The sequence below is a fragment of the Rhizobium sp. SVR5-9E genome, assembly GCF_056755095.1.
This window is the reverse complement of the sequence record NZ_JBNDHS010000743.1, coordinates 1-236: the sequence shown is the minus strand read 5'-3', so window position 1 is coordinate 236 and position 236 is coordinate 1. Positions and strand designations below refer to the sequence as shown.

Here is a 236-nt window from a genome sequence, read left to right as displayed (position 1 = left end):
TATGACAATCGGAGACCAGCTCCTTTATTTTGGAGAACTTAAAGGAATGAGCAAAAATGATGCTTTAAATGAAGCCAGAAAATGGTTTGACAAGCTGAATATCGACCAATGGTGGAAAAAGAAACTGTCTGAGCTTTCAAAAGGAATGGCACAAAAAATCCAGTTTGTTGTAACAGTTCTTCACAGACCCAATCTGCTGATCCTCGATGAGCCGTTTTCAGGATTTGATCCTGTAA

At 39.0% G+C, this 236-nt stretch carries 1 protein-coding gene; it reads left to right on the top strand.

The features are described 5' to 3' along the window. Nucleotides 1-46 precede the first annotated feature (46 nt). Nucleotides 47-236, top strand: a 190-nt coding sequence (locus ACPYOJ_RS36805; protein ID WP_481420607.1) for an ATP-binding cassette domain-containing protein, incomplete at its 3' end; no start/stop codon positions are given.